Consider the following 17,245-nt stretch of genomic DNA (forward strand, 5'->3'; position numbering starts at 1 on the left):
TCTCCAGCAGGCAGACTTTTGAATGAAACGATGATAGTGCACCAAGTCGAAAGGGCGTACGTACCTGTGTGCGACACACTCTAGCCGGATGACTCCTCAGATAACGCCGCATTAGCTGCCGGTATCTGCCCCTCTTCTGGCCAGAGCAGGCGCTGCGCACGCCCCCCATCCCGGAAACCGAAACAGGTGTTCTGCACCATCGTTTTCTCTTTGTCCGAGCGATTGAAACCCTCGGTATTCTGCAGATGGTAGCCACGGATGGTCTGTATTGCGGCGGTTGCCAGCACCGGCAAGAGTTCGGTCAAGTGAGTACAGCCAGTCACTCTGCCGATCGCCTTTTTGGCCTCCTCCATCCAGCCGGAACGGATCGTCAAGCCGATCAGCGCCGCATACTGCTGGGCTGCCATCGGACAGTCCTGATAGGGTGAATCTGCGATGGCAGCACGCGCATCGACGATTTTCAGCCGGTCATCGACCGTTAGCGTCAGCGTCATGTTATGCAGATATCCACCGACAGGAATTCTGCCCCGGTCGGGCAGGTCGATGTCATAGCCTTTAGTATCGACCAGAGCCCCCTCGACCTCCCACAAGCCATCGTCACGGAGGTAGCCCTGAACCTCGATACTGCGCTTGTGTAGTGGCGTACGTTTCACCGGCGTCACTGCATCGTTCATTCACAACCTCCTCTCAATATGCATACCTTACAACTGTTTAATACCTAACAGTCAAATCAAATACAATGACCTTCAGAACTGACAACAGCGCCAATAGGCCGCGAGATTGCGACCGCAGAGCCTCAGGTTGCGCTCGGCATCGGCCAGCGCCTCCTCCAGCGCCGATACCCCCGGCAGGATCGGGAACACGGCCCGGATCCCCTGCTCGGCAAGCTGGTCCAGCAGCGCCAGTTCGGTCGGCACCGATCCGCCTACGGCTATACAGGGCACTCGGTATTGCATCGCCCGGCGCGCCACCCCCACCGGGGTTTTGCCGCGTGCTGTCTGGCCATCGATCCGCCCCTCGCCGGTGATCAGCAGATCCGCGCCCTGCAGGTGACTTTCGATATCAACCGCATCGAGAATAATCTCAATGCCCGGTTTCAGCTCTGCATTGAGGAAAGCCAGAAAGGCCGAGCCCAAGCCACCGGCGGCACCCGCCCCCGCCGTCTTGTCGACCGACCGGCCCAGGCAGCGCTGGATCTGCTCGTCATAATTGCGCAGGGCCTCGTCCATCCGGCCGACCAGCGCCTCATCGGCGCCCTTCTGCGGCCCGAAGATGGCGGACGCCCCCTCCGGCCCGGTCAGCGGGTTATCCACATCGCAAGCAACCTCGAACCGGACGTCGGCCAGTCGCCCGTCCATGGCGCTGATATCGATCTGCGCCAGTTGCGCCAACCCTGCTGCGCCCGGGTTTATCGGCTCACCTTTGGCGTCGAGCAATTTCACACCCAACGCCTGCAACATACCGGCACCGCCATCGTTGGTCGCACTACCACCGAGACCGACGATGATATGTCGCGCTCCGCTATTCAGCGCGGCCAGAATCAGCTCGCCGGTGCCCCAGGTTGTGGCATGCCAGGGGTCGCGCGCATCGCGGGAAACCAGGTCCAGGCCGGAAGCCGCCGCGCACTCGATCACCGCCCGGGCTCCATCGATACGGCCCCAAAATGCCTCTACCGGCTGTCCCAGCGGGCCCGTGGCCCTGCAGCGCACCATTTCACCGCCGGTAGCCGCCACCAGCGCCTGGGTGGTGCCCTCGCCGCCATCCGCCAGCGGCAGTTCGACCAGCTCGGCATCCGGCATCAGGCTGCGCCAGCCGTCGGCCAGGGCCCGTGCCACCGCCTCTGCGCTGAGACTCTCTTTGAATGAATCCGGCGCGATCACTACTTTCATCGATCTCCCCCTGTGCAACCTGCCTGTGCAACCGACCTCTCCAACAGACCTCACCCGCAGAGGGTTGGCCTATGCAGAAGATGGCCTGCATAATCGGTTCCACCCTACCCTGTATTGATCCGACGAACCATAACAAGAGACCTGACAACTCCATGATCCAGCTAGCCGCCAACCTATCGCTTCTGTTTACCGAGCATCCCTTTCTCGAGCGCTTTGTCGCCGCCGCTGAGGCAGGCTTTCATGCGGTGGAGACCCAGTTCCCCTACGCCTGGCCCGCTGAACATCAGGCACGAGAGTTACAGCGGCTGGGCTTGCAACAGGTGTTGATCAACCTGCCTGCCGGTGACTGGGACAAGGGCGAGCGCGGTATCGCCTGCCACCCGGACCGGGTCGAGGAGTTCAGAGCCGGCGTCGAGCGGGCGATCGAGTACGCCCAGATACTGGGCTGCACGCGGATCAACTGTCTGGCAGGCATTCAACCGCAGAATGTCAGTGACAAGCAGGCGGAAGGGGTCATGATCTCCAACCTGGCCTATGCGGCGGGCCAGCTGGAAACGGCGGGTATCGAGCTGGTCATCGAGGCGATCAACACCCACGACATACCCGGCTTTTTCCTCAACTCTACCGCCCAGGCAGCAGCGCTTATCGACCGGGTTGGCGCCAGCAATTTAGGTATTCAGTACGATATCTACCATATGCAGATGATGGGGGAGGATACCGCTGCTGTGCTGCACAGCCACCGGGATCTGATCAAACATATCCAGATCGCCGATGCGCCCGGCCGGCACGAACCGGGCAGCGGGCAGATCGACTATGCGGGGCTGTTCGCGCTGATCGAGCGGATCGGCTACCAGGGCTGGGTCAGTTGCGAATACCTGCCGGCCCGGGACACGCTCAGTGGTCTGGAGTGGCTGCAGCGGTTCGGCCTGAAACTCTGACCGAACCGCCCTTGCTCAGGCTTGCTTGTTGCGGGCGGACCAGAACTGCTGGGCCAGTTCACCGAAACTGGTCGCAATCGACAGCATGTTGCGGCTGGTCACCGAGCTCTGCTCCACCGCACTCAGGTTCTGCTCCGACATATCACGGATATTGAAAACGCTGCGGTTGATCTCGTCCGCCACCGCACTCTGCTGCTCCACGGCCGCGGCGATCTGCGCGCTCATATCGCTGATCAGCTGAATCGATCCCAGCACCCGGTCCAGCGACGCGACGGTTTCACTGCTCTGCTCGACGCAAAGATCCGCCCGTCGGCGCCCCTCGGCCATCGCATCCACGGCTCGGGCCGAGCCACTCTGCAACCGCTCGATCATGCTGCGGATCTCCTCGGTGGAGGTCTGGGTTCGGGTCGCCAACGAACGCACCTCGTCGGCCACTACCGCAAAGCCTCGCCCGGCTTCGCCGGCTCGGGCCGCTTCGATGGCGGCGTTGAGTGCCAGCAGGTTGGTCTGCTCGGCGATCTCCCGGATCACATCAAGAATGGAGGAGATGCTACGGCTGCTCGCCTCCACATCGTGTATCACCTCAGCCGCACGGGAGATCTCCTCTTTCAAAGCGCCGATCGACAGCACGCTGGCATCGACCACAGCCTTGCCGCTGGACACCTCACGCAGGCTGTTTCCGGCCGCCTCGGAGCTGCTCTGCGCGCTGGCGGAGACCTCCTGAATGCTGGAGCTCATCTGATCCACCGCCGCCGCGACGCGGTCGGTCTCGGAGAACTGCTGGCGCACACCATCCTGAGACTGCTCCACCGCCGCGCTCAGCCCGGATGCCCCCAGCGTCAGAGAACCGGAGGAATCCGAGATACGGCCGATCAGACCGGCGGTTTCCGATTCCAGCATCTTCATCGATAACCGTAACTGGCCCAGTTCATCCATGCGCCCGGTATAGACATACTGCGCCACCGGATCCTGTACCACCCTCTGCGCCTGAGCGACCAAAGCCCGAAACGGCTTGAGCGCCAACAGGGTTGCCGCGGTGGAGGTCAGCGCGATCGCGGCGAAGATGGCCAGCAGTTGTAACTCGGCGCCCATGACAAAGGCAGCAAGGGCTCCAAGCAGCAACGGCAGTAGCATGCACAAGACCAGTCGCGAACCGAAGGAGAGACCCATACCGCGCAGACAGGCCGGTACCTTTCCCGCATTCAGCTTGGTGTAAAGCGTTTCCGCCCTGTTCACCACCTCGCGCTCCGGCTTGCGGCGCACCGACTGGTACTCCTCGATGCGGCCATTGCGTTCGATCGGGGTAACGTAGGCGTCAACCCAGTAGTGGTTGCCGTTCTTGCAACGGTTTTTAACCACTCCCATCCATGAATTCCCACCCTTTACCCGAGTCCAAAGATCCTTGAATGCGGCCGGCGGCATGTCGGGGTGGCGAACCATGTTGTGATTACTGCCGAGCAGCTCTTCCTGAGCAAATCCGCTGATCCTGACAAAGTCTTCGTTGACGTAGGTGATGGATCCCCGGAGATCCGTCGTCGAGAGAATGTTTGAAGACGCGGAGTAATCTTCCTCTATTTGGGTAACGGGTAGATTCGTTTTCACGGTGAAGAACCTGCTACTGCTTCAGATCACTGAGGTTGTCGGAAAGACGACAAAAATCGCCCTACTCTTTACCTGGCAATTGCAACAACAGGGCCAGACTATCGTCTAATTGATTGAAACCCCATCAGTTTCAAAAGGTTGTCTACAAAACATGACACTTATCATGTATTACTTTCATTGTGTCGGGAAAAAATGTGCATCTTTTTCGCTCAGCCTACCCTTCATGTTGCACCAAACAGTCTCAAATCTAATGGGGGATCTTTTCGGATCTGGCTCAGTGAGCAAGATGGGATTGAATAACCTGCCAGTAGTGCAGTTTTTGCTCATAAGCCATCGCAGCATGAGCTGGACTGGTAGAAGGAAGACGCAAGATCTGAATACGCCCGTGTAACACGGAGATCAACTCGGGCCATTGCCGATACAGCAGCTTGTGCGCTGTTGCACCGTTGCAGCCGATCAGGCTCAGCTGTGGCAGGCGCTGGATCAATTCCGCCAGATCGTTCGGTTCGATGGAGTCCGTATCGATGCTGCTATCCAGACTGCCCGGGCGGTGACAGCGTCCGATCACATCCCAAAGTGCCACGCCGGACGCCTTGAGCGCCGTGATACGCGCCGCGTAGGGCAGCTCCACCGAGAAGCCGCACAACTGCGCCATGATCGGCCAGAACGCGTTGCGAGGATGGGCATAATACTGCTGTGCGCTCAACGACGCTGTGCCGGGCATGGAGCCGAGAATCAACACTCGGGCATCTTCCCGCCACTGCGGCATGAATGAAACCGCCTCCGACATCAACAACTCCTAATATTCCGGTGTAGCACGGCGCGCTGTGACGCCGGGCGGGATAGGCTATCATATTGCCCTTTCGATCTGGGTTCAGTGGTATAGCATGGCGACATACGCAGTAGGTGATATTCAGGGTTGTTACGACGAGTTCATCACCCTGCTCGACAAGATCGGCTTCAATGACGACGACCAACTGTGGATCGCCGGTGATCTGGTCAATCGCGGCCCCAAATCTCTGGAGGTCCTGCGCTTCGTCAAACGGCTGGGATCGCGTGCACGCTGCGTCCTTGGCAACCATGATCTGCATCTGCTGGCGATCCACCACGGTACCGCCAGCGGTAAGCGCAAGGACACGCTGACCCCGGTACTGGAAGCAGAGGATCGCGACGAGCTGATGCACTGGCTGCAGCAACAACCCTTGCTGGTGGATGACAAAGAGCTGGGCTACGTCATGACCCATGCCGGCATCCCTCCGCACTGGTCGCTGAAACTGGCCAAAAGCCTGGCCCATGAGGTGGAACAGGTACTGCGCAGTACGCTGGCCAACGAATATTTCCGCCATATGTACGGCAACCAGCCCGATACCTGGCAGGAGAAACTCAAGGGTTGGGATCGACTGCGCCTGATCACCAACTACTTCACCCGGATGCGTTTTCTTACGCCTTCGGGCAAACTGGAGTTCAGTGCCAATGGCGGACTCGACACCCAACCCGAGGGCTACTTCCCCTGGTATGAACTGCCGCGGGCGAGAACGCTCAAGCGCACCCAGCTGTTCGGTCACTGGGCCGCGCTGGGTAGCACCGGCCGGGAGGATGTTATCGCACTGGACACCGGCTGTGTCTGGGGCAACCAGCTGACCGCCGTGCGCCTGGAAGATGGCCAGCTGTTCAGTTGCGACTGCGTCGGTCACCTCGACTTCAATCACTAACGCTAAAACCGATAGGACGCCCAACATGGATCAATACCAATGCATATCTACCCAGGAGGCTGCCGATCTGATCGATCAGGGCGCTGCCATCGTCGACATCCGCGATGCGCAGAGCTTTTTCGGTCTGCACATCAAGGATGCGCTGAACCTCAGCAATGACAACCTGCACGACTTTATGGCCGAGGCCGACATGGACAAGCCACTGATCGTCTGCTGCTACCACGGCATCAGCAGCCAGTCCGCAGCTGGTTTTCTGGTTCAGCAGGGATTCGATAAGGTGTATAGCCTGGATGGCGGTTTCGAAGCCTGGCGGGCAGCCTTCCCCGACCGCTGCGAGCGCTGAGGCCAGGCTGGTGGAGATCTACCTGGTGGGCGGCGCCGTGCGTGACCGGCTGCTCGGCCTCGGCGTCAAAGACCGGGACTGGGTGGTGGTTGGCGCGACACCCGAGCAGATGTTGGACGCCGGTTTCAAGCAGGTGGGCAAGGATTTCCCTGTCTTTCTGCACCCCGACAGCGGCGAGGAGTACGCCCTGGCGCGTACCGAGCGCAAATCGGGCAAGGGCTACACCGGCTTCGACTTCTACGCCAACCCCGAGGTCACGCTGGAAGAGGATCTGTGCCGGCGCGACCTGACCATAAATGCCATCGCCGAAGACAGCGAGGGCAACCTGGTCGACCCTTATGGCGGTCAGCAGGATCTGCAGCAGAGACTCCTGCGCCACGTCTCCCCCGCGTTCAGCGAGGACCCCTTGCGCGTGCTGCGCGTGGCCCGCTTCGCGGCTCGCTTTGCCAGCCTGGGCTTTCATATAGCACCCGAGACCCTGGAGTTGATGCGCGAGTTAAGCGCCGGTGATGAGTTGTCCCACCTGACGGCCGAGCGGGTCTGGCAGGAGTTCGAGCGCGCACTGGCAACCCAATCCCCCATCACTTTCATCGAAGTGCTTAACGCGGTTGGCGCATGTGAGCAACTGCTGGCCGAACTCTGTGAACTGGACACCACCGATGCCAAACAGCGCTCAGCAGCCCTGGCCGCCAGATCCAGCACAGCCGAACAGCAGTTCGCCCTGCTACTGGCGATCGCGACGCAGAATGAAGGCGACAAGCGTGCCATCGACAGCATCGAAGCGCTGTGTCGACGGCTAAAGTCACCCAATCGCTATCGCGACCTGGCGCTGCAATTGCGCCGTTGGCATAACGCCCTCGCCGGTTTCGAGTCTCTAACTGCCATCGACCAGCTGCAGCTGATCAAGCAACTGGACCTGTTACGCCGTCCTGAACGACTGGCACAGCTACGCCCCTGTGTCGAAGCCTTGCACCTGGATTTGGAAATTACGGCGCCTACACTGGAGCCCCTGCTGGAGCGTCTGCGGACACTCTCGCCACAGGAGCTGATGGCGGAAGGGTTCAGCGGCAAGGCGCTGGGCGAGGAGCTGGAAAGACGCCAACTGGCGATCTGCGCTGGGCTGGCAGCTGGGAATCAGTCGCCCGACGCCTGATCAGGGCCGGCGGTGTCCGGCATCGAGATCGGCCGTCCATCCCACTCAAATGCGATCGGCCAGAGCTTCTGCTCTGAGCGGTAGGCCCGCCAAAGCTCGGCAAAACTGACCTGCTCCTCCGGGTGCAACCACTCCGGCACCATCTCGGCCAGCGGTCGTAGCACGAACGCGTTTTTCAGGATCTCGGCGCGGGGGATCTGGATGCCGTTGAAGAAGCCCACACTGTCGCCGAAGCAGAGAATATCGATATCCAGCGGCTGCTCGCAGCGGCGCTGACCGCGCTCACGGCCGACGCTATCCTCCAGCGACTTGAGCCAGGCAGACAGTGCCGCCAATGGCAGCGGGCTGTCCAGTGCGACCACCAGATTGAAATAGTTGTCGGCGCGCACACCCACCGCTTCGCTCTCGAACACCCGAGACACCTGCAACGGCCCAAAGTGCTCCTGCAGCGCGTCCAGCGCGGCGCAGATATTGGCGTAGCGGTTGAGATTGGAGCCCAGGCCCAGCAGTACCGCGGTCATCAGGCGAGCGAACCTCGCTCGATACGCACACCGACGGTACGGGCCGCAGGGACCGCGCCGGGCTTGTTCACTTCAAGACAGAGCCAGGGCACGGAGAACTCGCTCATCACCAGCGCTGCCAGCTGCTCGGCCAGAGTCTCGATCAGCAGGCAGTGGTTTGTCTGCACATGCTCAATCACCCGGTCGGACACGCTTTTGTAGTTCAGCGCCGCATCGATATTCTCGCTGCGCGCCGCTTCCGATATATCCCAGGCCATCTCGAGATCGATCACCAGAAGCTGGGGCGTCACGCGCTCCCAGTCGTAGATACCAATGATCGTTTCCACCTCTAAGCCACGTATGTACACTCTATCCATTGGACTAACCTGGAGATCTGTGAGGAATGCCGGGAACCCTGACATCTATTGGTGCGCTGATGATCGGGCTGGCCTATCTGCTCGGTTCCATCCCGACCGCTGTGTTGGTGTGCAACTCTATGGGCATAGCAGACCCTCGTCAACAAGGCTCCGGCAACCCTGGCGCAACCAACGTGCTGCGCATCGGGAATAGAACCGCGGCAGCGCTTACCCTCGCCGGGGATATCGGCAAGGGTGCCGCAGCCGTCTCCCTCGCCCATTTCGCCGGGCTCGCCGGATCCGCCCTTGGGCTCTGTGCACTGGCCGCAGTACTGGGGCATCTTTACCCGCTTCAGGGCGTGGCCCAGGGCGGCAAAGGGGTATCCACTACGCTTGGCGTCAGTCTGGTGCTGAGTCCGCTACTTGCACTGTGCCAAGCCCTGAGCTGGATCTGCCTGTTCGCGCTGACCCGCATCTCCTCCGTGGCATCCCTGGTCACCGCCCTGCTGACCCCGGTCTATGCCTGGCTGCTGATACCTGAACTGCTCGGCATCCTGACGCTGATCACACTGCTGCTGGTGGCGCGTCATGCACGCAACATCCGTAACCTTCTGCACCACGACGAGCCCAGGCTGTAGAGAGCAGCTCAAATCGCCGGCAGGGTGTCCATCGGCCAGCGCGGACGCGCCAGGATCGTCAGGTCGCTTTGCTGGCCCGCCAACAGCCGCTGACAACCGGCAAAGGCGATCATTGCGCCGTTGTCGGTACAGAACCTGGGCCGGGCATAGAACAGTTTCGCCCGCTCCTTCTGCATCACCGCCGCCAACTTTTCGCGCAGTCGCGCATTGGCACTGACACCGCCGGCGATCACCAGTTGACGATAAGAGGTCTGCTGGATGGCACGACGACACTTGATCGCCAGTGTATCCACCACCGCCTCTTCAAAGGCCGCGGCAATATCTGCCAGCGTCTGCGGATCGATATTGCCCTGCGCGTCGCGCTGGTCGCTGACCGTATTCAGGGTGAAGGTCTTGAGCCCGGAAAAGCTGAAGTCGAGGCCGGGACGGTCGGTCATCGGCCGCGGGAAGGTGAAGCGACTGCGGTCACCCTTCTGTGCCAGCTTGGCGATCAGTGGACCACCGGGGTAATCCAGCCCCAGCATCTTGGCGGCCTTGTCGAACGCCTCGCCGGCGGCATCGTCCAGCGATTCACCGAGCAGACTGTAACGGCCTATGCCTTCCACTTTAACCAGCTGCGTGTGACCGCCGGACACCAACAGTGCAACAAATGGGAAGGCTGGCGGCGTCTCCTCAAGCATCGGCGCCAGCAGGTGTCCCTCCATATGGTGCACCGCGATCGCCGGTATGCCCAGGGACAGCGCCAGCGCCCGCCCGGTGGATGCGCCCACCATCAACGCGCCGATAAGACCGGGTCCCGCGGTATAGGCGATGGCATCGATATCGGATAGCGCCAACCCGGCATCTGCCATCACTTCACGGATCAGCGGGATCAGTTTGCGCACATGGTCGCGTGATGCCAGCTCCGGCACCACGCCGCCATACTCGGCATGCATCTCGACCTGCGAGTAGAGCGCATCGGCCAATAGCCCCTGTTCACTGTCGTACAGCGCTACGCCGGTTTCATCGCAGGAGGTCTCTATACCCAGTACACGCATCTTTTCTGGCCTTTCGTGGTCTCAACTTTACAGAGGTGCGGATTATCCCATCTCTTTACTTCCGCAGCCAGCCTGACTAAAATTTGCGGCCTTATTCTCTAGGCTAAGCTTAACAGGCGAGCTGAAAGGATAAATAACCGAAACCCAAACCCAAGGTGAGAGATCAATGCCTGCAGTTAAAGTTAAAGATAACGAGCCGTTTGACGTAGCTCTGCGTCGCTTCAAGCGTTCCTGCGAAAAAGCCGGTATCCTGGCTGAAGTCCGTCGTCGTGAGTGCTACGAAAAGCCCACTACCCAGCGTAAGCGTGCAGCTGCTGCAGCTGTTAAGCGTCACGCCAAGAAAGTTCAGCGCGAAAACGCTCGCCGCGTACGCCTGTACTGATCATCTGCTTCAGTAATAGCTGAAGCAGATTAGCATTACTTGTAATCGATACCCGACGTTAGAACGGCAGGATAGGCATGTCTGACCTCAAAACGCAGATTACCGAACAGATGAAGGACGCCATGCGCGCCAAAGATAAGGCCCGCCTGGGCACTATCCGTCTGATCCTGGCCGATATCAAACGCATCGAAGTGGATGAGCGTATTGAGCTCGACGATGCACGGGTACTGCAGGTGCTGGACAAGATGGTCAAGCAGCGCCGCGATTCGATTGCCCAGTATCTGGCGGCTGAGCGCCCAGAACTGGCGGACAAGGAGCAGCAGGAGCTGGAGGTGATTAAAACTTTCCTGCCGCAGCCTCTCAGTGATGAAGAGATCAACGCAATTCTCGATGACGCCATCGCCACCACTGGCGCCAGTTCCATGGCCGACATGGGCAAGGTGATGGGCGTAGTCAAACCCAAGATTCAGGGTCGCGCCGATATGGGCGTGGTCTCTAAACTGGTAAAAGCGAAGCTCTGACGCTAAGCTCTCGCTGCCAGTCGACAGCGAGGTTCTATGGCCGGGCGAATCCCACAGCACTTCATCGATGACCTGCTCGCGCGCGTCAATATCGTTGACGTGGTCGACAGCCGCATCAAGCTCAAGCGTGCCGGCAAGAACTACTCCGCGCTCTGCCCTTTCCACAAGGAAAAATCCCCCTCCTTTTCGGTCAGCCCCGACAAGCAGTTCTACTACTGTTTCGGCTGCGGCGCCGGCGGCAACGCACTTGGCTTTGTCATGGAACATGACCGGCTCAGTTTTCCCGAAGCGGTTGATGAGCTGGCCCGATTGGTGGGGATGGAAGTACCGCGCGAAAACGACCGCCCGGCAGACCTGGCGCGCGAAAAGCAGATCAAAAACCAGTTTTCAGTGCTGGAGCAGGCCAACCAGTTCTACCAGCAGCAACTGCGCAGCAACGAACAGCGCCAGCGCGCCGTGGATTACCTGAAGAAGCGCGGCCTGACCGGGCAGATCGCCGCCCGCTTCCAGATCGGGTATGCGCCGCCGGGCTGGGATAATCTGCTCAATCACCTCAACTCACTGGACGAGGCCGAAGTCCAGCTGGAAAGATCGGGCCTGGCGATCCACAACGAAGAGCGCAACCGCTACTACGACCGCTTCCGTGACCGTATCATGTTCCCGATCCTCGACATGCGCGGGCGCACCATTGGCTTCGGCGGCCGCGTGCTCGGCGATGACAAACCCAAATACCTGAACTCCCCGGAGACCGACACCTTCCACAAGGGACGCGAGCTCTACGGCCTGTACGAGGCACGCCAGCACACCCCATCACTGGATCGACTGCTGATCGTCGAGGGCTATATGGATGTGGTCAGCCTGGCCCAGCACGGCATCACCTGGTCGGTGGCCACTCTCGGCACCGCGACCACCGCGTCCCACCTGGAGCGGCTGTTCAAGCTGGTACCGGAGGTGATCTTCTGCTTCGATGGCGACAACGCCGGCCGCAATGCGGCGAAACGCGCGCTGGATACCACGCTACCGGTGATCAAAGACGGGCAACAGGCGCGCTTCCTGTTTCTGCCCGAGGGCGAGGACCCGGACACGCTGGTACGCCAGGAGGGTGAAGCGGCGTTCTCCCAGCGGGTCAAAGAAGCCCTGCCGCTGAGCGAGTTCTTCTTCAAGGCCCTGTCGGAAGGTGCCGACCTGGCGAGCATGGATGGCCGCGCCCGCTTCAGCAACCAGGCGCTGCCGCTGATCCAATCGATGCAGCCCAGCCTTCTGCAGCAGATGATGATGGACCGGATCTGCGAGATCACCGGCCTGTCGCTCGAGCAGCTCAACAGCGTGATCGATCTGCACCGCGCCACCGAACCGCCCCCTCTCACATCGGCCGCACCCAGCCAACGCCCGCGTGCTGCACGTGACGAGATGCCGCCAGCGGAGGAGTATGACTACGGCTACGATTACGAGCCGGCCTACCCAGCCTACGCAGACGAGCAACCCGAGCAGAGTTATCCACAACCACGCCAATCCAAGCCCAAGAGCGGTAAAAAGTTGAAGATCAACCTGGTCAGCAGCGCTATCTCCATACTGCTGCACCGACCGGAGCTGGCCTCGACCCAGCCTGAAGCCACTCTGCTCAAGGGGCTGCGTGAGCCCAATATCGAGCTGCTGACCGACCTGCTGGACTACCTGCAACGCACGCCGGACGCGTCGCTGGGCACACTGGTGGTCGACTGGCAGCAGGATTCTGACCGCCAGGCGCAACTGATGCTGCTTAACGAAATCGCCCACCTGGACCCGGTACTGGGCGACGTGGACGCCGGCAAGCTACTCGGCGAGACCATGCAACGTCTGCTCAGCCGCCACTCGGAAGCCCGCATCGACGAGCTGATGAAGAAAAAGCAACAGTGCCCGCTAACGACAGAAGAGATGCAGCAACTGAATACACTGCTGATCAACTCGGCCAATCGCTAGAGCCGTTCGCGACGACCAAAATCCCGGCGACGACACCAAACAGGAAGAGCAGCTGCAATCTGGTGAAACTGTTCTATTATTCACCTATCAATATGAACAACTTCTACAGATCAACTGGCCACAGTCGGGCAAAAACGCTATAATGTCGCGCTTGATTCTACACTGCCACCAGTCATCTCTCAGCATTCACTCTTCACAGGGGTTCTATGTCGGATAACTCCCAACAGCAGCAGTCACGTTTAAAAGAACTGATCGCCCGCGGCAAGGAGCAGGGATACCTCACCTACGCTGAGGTGAACGATCACCTGCCTGAAGATATCGCCGATCCGGATCAGGTCGAAGACATTATCCGAATGATCAACGACATGGGTATCTCCGTGTCGGAAGAAGCACCTGACGCAGAAACCCTGCTGATGACCGATGGCGACTCCAGCGAAGAGACGGACGACGACGCCGTCGCCGCACTGGCCGCTGTTGAGTCCGATGCCGGCCGCACGACCGACCCGGTGCGCATGTACATGCGCGAAATGGGTACCGTCGAGCTGCTGACGCGCGAAGGCGAGATCGATATTGCCAAGCGGATCGAAGAGGGTATCCGCGAAGTGATGATGGCCCTGGCACAGTTCCCGGGCAGCGTGGACACCATTCTCGATGCGTACGCCACCGTACTGCAGGAGGAGGGTCGCCTCAGCGACATCTTCAGCGGTTATATCGATCCAGACTCCGAAGCGCCGGCAGAGGAGAGCGACGCACCTATCGACCTCGATGAAGACGACGACTCGGATGAAGACGAGGACGAGGATGAAGACGAGGACGAAAATGGCGACAGCAGTGACTCCGATAGCGACGAGAAGGATCGTGGCCCGGACCCGGAAGAAGCCCGTGTTCGCTTCGGCCTGCTGCGTGAGGCATTCGAACAGCTAAGCGCCACGCTTCTTCAGGGCGGTGATCGGAAAGCCGTATCCGACGCTCAGGAGACGCTTGGCCTGGCCTTCTCTCCGATCAAGCTGTCACCGCGCTACTACGAACTGCTGGTCGAGCGCGTACGCGACTACATCGACCGTATTCGCCAGCAGGAGCGCACTATCATGCGCATCTGCACCCAGCGCGCCCACATGCCGCGCAAGGACTTCATCCAGAAGTTCCCCGGCAATGAAACCAACGCCGGCTGGTTCGATGACCTGGTCGCTTCCGGCGCCGGATATGCACCCTACATCGAAGACAACCTCGGCGATCTCAAGCGTGCCCAGCGCCGCCTGATCCAGATCGAAGAGGAAGTGGGCATCTCGCTGTCCGACATCAAAGAGGTCAACCGTCGCATGTCGATCGGTGAGGCCCGTGCACGTCGCGCCAAGAAAGAGATGGTCGAGGCCAACCTGCGTCTGGTTATCTCCATCGCCAAGAAATACACCAACCGCGGCCTGCAGTTCCTGGATCTGATTCAGGAGGGCAACATCGGTCTGATGAAGGCGGTGGACAAGTTTGAATACCGTCGTGGCTACAAGTTCTCAACGTATGCCACCTGGTGGATTCGTCAGGCGATTACCCGCTCCATCGCCGACCAGGCGCGCACCATCCGTATTCCGGTGCATATGATCGAGACGATCAACAAGCTCAACCGTATCTCCCGCCAGATGCTGCAGGAGATGGGCCGCGAACCGCTGCCGGAAGAGCTGGCCGAGCGCATGGATATGCCGGAAGACAAGATCCGCAAAGTATTGAAGATCGCCAAGGAACCGATCTCGATGGAAACCCCGATCGGCGACGACGAAGACTCGAGCCTGGGCGATTTTATCGAGGACACCACCCTCTCCTCGCCGATCGACACCGCTACCGGTGAAGGTCTGCGTGAGGCGACCAAAGAGGTACTGGCCGGCCTTACCGCTCGTGAAGCCAAGGTTCTGCGCATGCGCTTCGGTATCGACATGAACACCGACCACACACTGGAAGAGGTCGGTAAGCAGTTTGACGTGACCCGTGAGCGTATCCGTCAGATCGAAGCCAAGGCCCTGCGCAAGCTGCGTCACCCGAGCCGCTCGGATCATCTGCGCAGCTTCCTCGACGAGTAAGACGAGTAAAAAACAGAATAGGAAGCCGGGTAAAAGCCTTCCAATTCAAACTATTGCGCCAATGTTACCGCCCCGGTATCATTGGCGCTCCTCTTAGGGCCTATAGCTCAGTTGGTCAGAGCAGCGGACTCATAATCCGTTGGTCGCAGGTTCAAGTCCTGCTGGGCCCACCACTCTTTTCAACAAAACCTTTTGCGGCTTCCTGCATCGCTCATAGACCATATCCAATGCCTTCACAACTAAGGCTGCATCGGCCCTAGAGGAAAGCGCTGTTTGTATGCATGGGGACCAGGTTGCCTGCCCGCCACTGCCCGTAGCTATAGAAACAAGAACGATTGATACCGAAAGCTGCGCAGACCAGTTCAAAGAATTAAGAAGAACAGCTCATGTGCGACACGCCACCAAGATTGCAGTACTCCTGCGGCTTCAATCGATAGTATTTATCTTCCACCGCCTTCGACTGCTCAGCGTAAGGCTGGGTCATCACTACCTGTAGCTCTCTTATTGAATCGTAATCCCCCTTGGCCGCACGCTGATAAGCGGGTGCAAGCAACCACTCTCGCAAACAGTATTTAGGATTAACAGATTTCATTTGCTTGGAAACATCGTCGATCAATCGGACCTGATCGTTATTTGCATCGCTTCGGTTGAGCATGAGCGATTTCCATTTAACCAGCCACTCGGACCAACGCTTGTCCATTTCTTCATCCGGATCTCTGTAGAAGCTTTTTTTAAGTGGTTTTATGTCATCAGGAACCGATGAGAGTTCGCGGAAGAAGATCGTGTAGTCGACGGGCGTTTGCACCATGAGTTGCGCGAGTTCACCGAACAACGATGCGTCAAACCGATCAAGTCCAAGCTTTGCGGACCACATCGCTTCCAGTTCCTTTTGCATGACTGCCACAAAACCACTGCGAATGTCGTCCAGCTGTTGCGATGCCTCCTTATCTGAAGCCAAAAGCGGCTGCAACGCCGCACAAAACATTGCGAAATTACGCTCCGCTGCCGCAGGCTGATTCCAGAATGCGAAGTGTCGCCCACCGCCGGTCCATGGTTGGAAATATGGGTCAAATGCGTCACAGAACCCGAACGGACCATAATCCAGCGTGAAGCCGCCGGCAGCGCAATTATCACTGTTGAAATTGCCCTGGCAGTAGCCGACACGGATCCAATTCGCCACCAGCGAAGTCAAGCGACCACGAAACTCACGTGCGAGTAAAACGGCTTTCTCGGCTATGCCGAGTTGGCTGTCGATGGCTTCGGCATACTCACGATCGATTAAATGCAAAACGATCTGTTCGAGTTCCTTCAGCGCCGAGGGGTGTTCCCTTTTACGGGCACGGCGCCCAAAGAGCTCGATCTGGCCAACCCGGAGAAACGACGATGCAACGCGGGTCGAGATCGCAACGGGTTCCTCCACGAGCCTGTCGGGATCTAGTGATGTAGAACCCTCAGAGTACCAGGGACGCTGGACCTTCTCTGTTTTCGATACGTATAAACTCAATGAGCGTGTCGTCGGCACACCCAGTGCGTACATGTACTCCTGAGCCAGGAACTCCCGGACGCTCGACCGCAAAACCGCGCGACCATCCGCGCCGCGGCAATAGGGCGTGCGACCGCCGCCTTTGAGCTGCATTTCCCAGCGTCGGTCATTGATGACGGCCTCAAGAACGGAAATGGCACGACCATCGCCATAGCCGTTACCCGTCTGAAACGGGCACTGCTGATAGTATTCCGTGCCATAGATGGAAAGCGCATAGCCGGTCGCCCAACCCACCTTGCGCAGTGGCGCCGGGACCTGCGAAAGGTCTCCGCTAAACATCCGTACGAAACCCTCTGATTCCGCCATGCTGTCAGCAAGACCTAGTTCGTGGAAGAGATCTTTACTGTGTGCAACGTACTCAGGATCATCGATCGGCGTGGGTTGAACGGGAACATAGTGCCCGCTAAAGACTTGTCGTGGTGCTTGATCAACACCATCGTCTGTCGCCTCAGGATCACAGGTTAGAGTATCCATAAGCGAGTAGCTGGCTCTTGTGGCGAGGTCGTCTAACGTCGAGACAGTTGAGGAGGTTTTATCGACCTGTCTGTTTTTCACCGGATGAGTAGGATCTAGTAACATGTTTTTACAATACCTTAAAAAACA

General features: G+C 59.2%; 17 protein-coding genes and 1 tRNA gene. 10 read left to right on the plus strand and 8 right to left on the minus strand.

Annotated elements, in window-relative coordinates:
- Positions 1–80: 80 nt before the first annotated feature.
- Positions 81–674: a DUF2889 domain-containing protein gene (locus IEX40_RS18125; protein ID WP_188750876.1), complete on the minus strand. Its 594-nt coding sequence runs from the start codon at positions 672–674 to the stop codon at positions 81–83.
- Positions 675–746: 72 nt separating this feature from the next.
- On the minus strand, positions 747–1,889 hold the full coding sequence (locus tag IEX40_RS18130) for a glycerate kinase (RefSeq protein ID WP_188750878.1): 1,143 nt from the start codon (positions 1,887–1,889) through the stop codon (positions 747–749).
- Positions 1,890–2,041: 152 nt separating this feature from the next.
- Between IEX40_RS18130 and hyi the strand changes: the two genes are divergently transcribed.
- Complete coding sequence (hyi, locus tag IEX40_RS18135) at positions 2,042–2,827, plus strand: hydroxypyruvate isomerase (RefSeq protein ID WP_188750880.1); 786 nt, start codon at positions 2,042–2,044, stop codon at positions 2,825–2,827.
- A gap of 15 nt (positions 2,828–2,842) precedes the next feature.
- On the opposite strand, the gene IEX40_RS18140 is transcribed toward hyi, so the two are convergent.
- The gene (locus IEX40_RS18140) at positions 2,843–4,429 is read right to left on the minus strand and encodes a methyl-accepting chemotaxis protein (protein WP_188750881.1); all 1,587 of its coding nucleotides are present in this window, start codon (positions 4,427–4,429) and stop codon (positions 2,843–2,845) included.
- Positions 4,430–4,703: 274 nt separating this feature from the next.
- On the minus strand, positions 4,704–5,219 hold the full coding sequence (locus tag IEX40_RS18145; RefSeq protein WP_188750884.1) for a DNA-deoxyinosine glycosylase: 516 nt from the start codon (positions 5,217–5,219) through the stop codon (positions 4,704–4,706).
- A 97-nt stretch (positions 5,220–5,316) separates the two neighbouring features.
- Here IEX40_RS18145 and IEX40_RS18150 point away from each other — a divergent pair, with 97 nt between their 5' ends.
- From IEX40_RS18150 to IEX40_RS18160, 3 genes are read left to right on the plus strand one after another with little or no spacing between them, the layout of a single operon-like run.
- The gene (locus IEX40_RS18150; RefSeq protein WP_188750885.1) at positions 5,317–6,141 is read left to right on the plus strand and encodes a symmetrical bis(5'-nucleosyl)-tetraphosphatase; all 825 of its coding nucleotides are present in this window, start codon (positions 5,317–5,319) and stop codon (positions 6,139–6,141) included.
- Between the two features lie 25 nt (positions 6,142–6,166).
- Complete coding sequence (glpE, locus tag IEX40_RS18155; RefSeq protein WP_188750888.1) at positions 6,167–6,484, plus strand: thiosulfate sulfurtransferase GlpE; 318 nt, start codon at positions 6,167–6,169, stop codon at positions 6,482–6,484.
- On the plus strand, positions 6,432–7,637 hold the full coding sequence (locus IEX40_RS18160) for a tRNA nucleotidyltransferase/poly(A) polymerase-related protein (protein WP_308421612.1): 1,206 nt from the start codon (positions 6,432–6,434) through the stop codon (positions 7,635–7,637). The genes glpE and IEX40_RS18160 overlap by 53 nt, the downstream gene beginning before the upstream one ends.
- Here the strand turns inward: IEX40_RS18160 and folK are convergent.
- Both folK and folB read right to left on the minus strand, forming a co-directional pair.
- Complete coding sequence (gene folK / locus IEX40_RS18165; RefSeq protein ID WP_188750890.1) at positions 7,619–8,158, minus strand: 2-amino-4-hydroxy-6-hydroxymethyldihydropteridine diphosphokinase; 540 nt, start codon at positions 8,156–8,158, stop codon at positions 7,619–7,621. The two genes, IEX40_RS18160 and folK, sit on opposite strands and share 19 nt — an antisense overlap.
- Positions 8,158–8,514 carry a dihydroneopterin aldolase gene (gene folB / locus IEX40_RS18170; protein WP_188750892.1) on the minus strand — a complete coding sequence of 119 codons (357 nt, stop codon included), beginning with the start codon at positions 8,512–8,514 and terminating at the stop codon, positions 8,158–8,160. The genes folK and folB overlap by 1 nt, the downstream gene beginning before the upstream one ends.
- 26 nt (positions 8,515–8,540) lie before the next feature.
- Here folB and plsY point away from each other — a divergent pair, with 26 nt between their 5' ends.
- On the plus strand, positions 8,541–9,131 hold the full coding sequence (gene plsY / locus IEX40_RS18175) for a glycerol-3-phosphate 1-O-acyltransferase PlsY (protein ID WP_188750894.1): 591 nt from the start codon (positions 8,541–8,543) through the stop codon (positions 9,129–9,131).
- Between the two features lie 8 nt (positions 9,132–9,139).
- On the opposite strand, the gene tsaD is transcribed toward plsY, so the two are convergent.
- On the minus strand, positions 9,140–10,168 hold the full coding sequence (tsaD, locus tag IEX40_RS18180; RefSeq protein ID WP_188750896.1) for a tRNA (adenosine(37)-N6)-threonylcarbamoyltransferase complex transferase subunit TsaD: 1,029 nt from the start codon (positions 10,166–10,168) through the stop codon (positions 9,140–9,142).
- Positions 10,169–10,334: 166 nt separating this feature from the next.
- On the opposite strand from tsaD, the gene rpsU reads away from it, so the two are divergent.
- The 5 genes from rpsU to IEX40_RS18205 all read left to right on the plus strand — a co-directional run bounded on the left by rpsU (position 10,335) and on the right by IEX40_RS18205 (position 15,272).
- Complete coding sequence (gene rpsU, locus IEX40_RS18185; RefSeq protein ID WP_036185649.1) at positions 10,335–10,550, plus strand: 30S ribosomal protein S21; 216 nt, start codon at positions 10,335–10,337, stop codon at positions 10,548–10,550.
- Positions 10,551–10,627: 77 nt separating this feature from the next.
- Positions 10,628–11,071, plus strand: a complete 444-nt coding sequence (locus IEX40_RS18190; RefSeq protein WP_188750898.1) for a GatB/YqeY domain-containing protein — start codon at positions 10,628–10,630, stop codon at positions 11,069–11,071.
- A gap of 36 nt (positions 11,072–11,107) precedes the next feature.
- Complete coding sequence (dnaG, locus tag IEX40_RS18195; protein ID WP_188750900.1) at positions 11,108–13,030, plus strand: DNA primase; 1,923 nt, start codon at positions 11,108–11,110, stop codon at positions 13,028–13,030.
- Between the two features lie 206 nt (positions 13,031–13,236).
- Positions 13,237–15,099, plus strand: coding sequence for an RNA polymerase sigma factor RpoD (gene rpoD / locus IEX40_RS18200; protein WP_188750902.1), 1,863 nt, complete (start codon positions 13,237–13,239; stop codon positions 15,097–15,099).
- Positions 15,100–15,195: 96 nt separating this feature from the next.
- Positions 15,196–15,272 (plus strand) — tRNA-Ile (locus tag IEX40_RS18205).
- A 197-nt stretch (positions 15,273–15,469) separates the two neighbouring features.
- Here IEX40_RS18205 and IEX40_RS18210 read toward each other — a convergent pair.
- Complete coding sequence (locus IEX40_RS18210; RefSeq protein WP_188750904.1) at positions 15,470–17,221, minus strand: protein adenylyltransferase SelO; 1,752 nt, start codon at positions 17,219–17,221, stop codon at positions 15,470–15,472.
- Positions 17,222–17,245 lie beyond the last annotated feature (24 nt).

Source organism: Marinobacterium zhoushanense, from assembly GCF_014641945.1.
GTDB classification, from domain to species: Bacteria; Pseudomonadota; Gammaproteobacteria; order Pseudomonadales; family Balneatricaceae; genus Marinobacterium_D; species Marinobacterium_D zhoushanense.

Coding starts and splice junctions, on each gene's coding strand:
- IEX40_RS18125 (WP_188750876.1), bottom strand. CDS start 674: ATGAACGATGCAGTGACGCCGGTGAAACGTACGCCACTACACAAGCGC.
- IEX40_RS18130 (WP_188750878.1), bottom strand. CDS start 1,889: ATGAAAGTAGTGATCGCGCCGGATTCATTCAAAGAGAGTCTCAGCGCA.
- hyi (WP_188750880.1), top strand. CDS start 2,042: ATGATCCAGCTAGCCGCCAACCTATCGCTTCTGTTTACCGAGCATCCC.
- IEX40_RS18145 (WP_188750884.1), bottom strand. CDS start 5,219: ATGTCGGAGGCGGTTTCATTCATGCCGCAGTGGCGGGAAGATGCCCGA.
- IEX40_RS18150 (WP_188750885.1), top strand. CDS start 5,317: ATGGCGACATACGCAGTAGGTGATATTCAGGGTTGTTACGACGAGTTC.
- glpE (WP_188750888.1), top strand. CDS start 6,167: ATGGATCAATACCAATGCATATCTACCCAGGAGGCTGCCGATCTGATC.
- IEX40_RS18160 (WP_308421612.1), top strand. CDS start 6,432: ATGGCGGTTTCGAAGCCTGGCGGGCAGCCTTCCCCGACCGCTGCGAGC.
- folK (WP_188750890.1), bottom strand. CDS start 8,158: ATGACCGCGGTACTGCTGGGCCTGGGCTCCAATCTCAACCGCTACGCC.
- folB (WP_188750892.1), bottom strand. CDS start 8,514: ATGGATAGAGTGTACATACGTGGCTTAGAGGTGGAAACGATCATTGGT.
- plsY (WP_188750894.1), top strand. CDS start 8,541: ATGCCGGGAACCCTGACATCTATTGGTGCGCTGATGATCGGGCTGGCC.
- tsaD (WP_188750896.1), bottom strand. CDS start 10,168: ATGCGTGTACTGGGTATAGAGACCTCCTGCGATGAAACCGGCGTAGCG.
- rpsU (WP_036185649.1), top strand. CDS start 10,335: ATGCCTGCAGTTAAAGTTAAAGATAACGAGCCGTTTGACGTAGCTCTG.
- IEX40_RS18190 (WP_188750898.1), top strand. CDS start 10,628: ATGTCTGACCTCAAAACGCAGATTACCGAACAGATGAAGGACGCCATG.
- dnaG (WP_188750900.1), top strand. CDS start 11,108: ATGGCCGGGCGAATCCCACAGCACTTCATCGATGACCTGCTCGCGCGC.
- rpoD (WP_188750902.1), top strand. CDS start 13,237: ATGTCGGATAACTCCCAACAGCAGCAGTCACGTTTAAAAGAACTGATC.
- IEX40_RS18210 (WP_188750904.1), bottom strand. CDS start 17,221: ATGTTACTAGATCCTACTCATCCGGTGAAAAACAGACAGGTCGATAAA.